Source organism: Cellulomonas sp. P4_B5_2 (assembly GCF_056402235.1).
The window spans coordinates 1-2,667 of the sequence record NZ_JBFUHU010000415.1 but is presented as its reverse complement, the minus strand read 5'-3'; the positions used below and the strand labels follow the sequence as shown (position 1 = coordinate 2,667).

Annotated in this window: 1 protein-coding gene; it reads left to right on the top strand. The window is 70.5% G+C overall.

Annotated elements, in window-relative coordinates:
• A partial coding sequence (locus tag AC1DUQ_RS20380) for an OmpL47-type beta-barrel domain-containing protein (protein WP_477074485.1) occupies positions 1-2,519 on the top strand: 2,519 nt, incomplete at its 5' end.
• Between the last annotated feature and the right edge of the window lie 148 nt (positions 2,520-2,667).

Genomic DNA, 2,667 nt, shown 5'->3' with positions numbered 1-2,667 from the left:
GCACGTACCAGTGGAAGGAGACCATCGGGCCGGTCGAGGAGCGCGCCACCAACTGGAACTTCTGGGGCTACAACCAGTCCTACGGCATCGGCTACCTCGAGTACATGGAGCTGGCCGAGGACCTCGGGGCCGTCCCGCTGCCCGTGCTGTCGGTCGGCGCCAACGGCTGCGGGAGCACCATCCCCGAGATGACCGACCCGACGCAGATCGCCCGGTGGGTGCAGGACACGCTCGACCTCATCGAGTTCGCGACCGGTGACGTGTCCACCACCTGGGGCGCGAAGCGTGCCGCCCTCGGTCACCCCGAGCCGTTCGAGCTGCCGTACATCGGGCTCGGCAACGAGGAGAACACCACCACGTTCGAGGCCAACTTCCCGGCGTTCCGGGATGCGATCGCGGCCGCCTACCCGGACGTCAAGATCATCTCCAACTCCGGTCCGGACGACACCGGCGCCCGCTTCGACACCCTCTGGGACTTCGCCCGTGAGCAGGACGTGGACCTGGTCGACGAGCACTACTACAACGACCCGAGCTGGTTCCTGGCCAACGCGGAGCGCTACGACTCCTACGACCGCGAGGGCCCGCACGTGTTCCTCGGCGAGTACGCCTCCCGCGGGAACACCTGGTGGAACGGCCTGTCCGAGGCCGCGTACATGACGGGGCTGGAGCGCAACGGCGACCTGGTGGAGCTGGCGTCCTACGCGCCGCTGCTGGCCAACGAGTCGTACGTGCAGTGGTCTCCGGACGCCATCTGGTTCGACAACGACGAGTCCTGGTCCAGCGCCAACTACTGGGTCCAGCACCTGTTCTCGAACAACGTCGGCGACCAGGTGGTGCCGAGCACGCTGACCACCCCGTCGGTCGAGCCGCAGCCGCTCGACGGCGGAGTGTTCCTGTCCACCTGGAACACGTCGGCGGCCTACGACAACGTGCGCGTGACCGAGAACGACGGCGGCGCCGTGCTGTTCGAGGACACGTTCACGGACGCGTCCGCGTGGTCGCCGCAGACGGGCGACTGGTCGGTGGTGGGCGGCGAGTACGTGCAGTCGAGCACGACGACCACCGACGCCCGGAGCATCCCGACGGGCGCCTACGAGCAGGACTGGAGCAGCTACACGCTCGAGCTCGACGCCCGCAAGACCGCGGGTGCCGAGGGCTTCCTCGTCGGGTTCGCCGCGGGCGGTCCCAGCGACTACTTCTGGTGGAACCTGGGCGGCTGGAACAACTCGCGCCAGGCTCTGCAGAAGGCCGACGGGGGCGGTGCCGGTGAGGTGAAGGCGGTCGAGGGCCACAGCATCGCGACCGACCAGACGTMCCGGATCAAGATCGTGGTCCAGGACCGGCACATCGAGCTGTACCTCGACGGGGTGCTGCAGATGTCCTACGACGACCCCGCCCCCGCGGCGGACGTCTTCCAGGTGGTCACGCGCGACGAGGACAGCGGTGACATCGTCGCCAAGGTCGTCAACGTCTCGGCCGTCACGCAGCGCACGCAGGTCGAGGTCTCCGACGTGGAGATCGCCCCGACGGGCTCGGTCACGGAGATCGTCGCGCCGCCGGGCGCGACCAACACCAAGACGGCACCCCGCACGGTCGAGCCGGTCACGCGGGAGATCGGCGGGCTGTCGTCCTCGTTCACGTATGACCTGCCGCCCTACTCGGTCACGTTCCTGACCCTGCACACGGTGCCGGCGGACACGACGGCCCCGACGGTCGACTCGCTCCTCGTCTCCCCCGACCCCGTGGGCGACTGGCGCGCGGCACCGGCGACCGTGGTGGCCACCGCCTCGGACGACCGGGCCGGCGTCTCGCTCGAGATGTCGGTCGACGGCGGTGCGTGGACGCCGACCGCCTCCGTACAGGTCACCGGGCACGGCGAGCACACCGTCGCCGTCCGCGCGACGGACGCGGCCGGCAACGTCTCGGCGGTCCGGTCGGTGACGTTCGCCCTCGATGCGATCGGCCCGACGTCGTCGGCGAGCGTGGACGCCCAGCGACGGGTCACGCTCACGGGTGCCGACGAGGGCTCCGGGGTGGACCACCTCGAGTACCGGATCGGCAGCGGCGCCTGGACGACCTACGCCGGTCCCGTCCAGGTCGGCGCCGAGGCCACGGCAGTCGAGCACCGGGCCGTCGACCGCGTCGGGAACCTCGGCGTGACGACGAGCACGCAGGTTCCTGCCGCCACCGCCGTCCGGTCGACCACCTCGGTCTCGATCGAGCCCCGCCCGGTCCGCCGCGCGTCGCAGGCCACCGTGACCGCCACGGTCCGGGCCGCCCAGGGTGCAGCCCCGACGGGTGACGTGACCACCACGGTGCGCGGCGTGCGGCTGCACGGCGACGGACCGGTGGTCGCACAGGTCACCGGGGCCCTGACGCCCGGAACGCAGAGGACCGCAACGGCCACGCTGCGGCTGCCGCGGCTACCCGTCGGGCTCTACGTCGTCGACACCCGGTACGCGGGATCGACCACCGTCCAGGCCTCGGCGGACCGGAGGCTGCTGATCGTCCTTCCGTGACGGGCCAACCAGCGGGGTGCGCGCGCGGGCGACCGTGCACGCACCCCGCTCCGTTGCGCATGCTGATCGTGATCATCCCGAGATGTGGATGTTACCTATCGGTAAGACCCTCGACATGCCGGACACATCGGTGTGCTACCCATAGCCC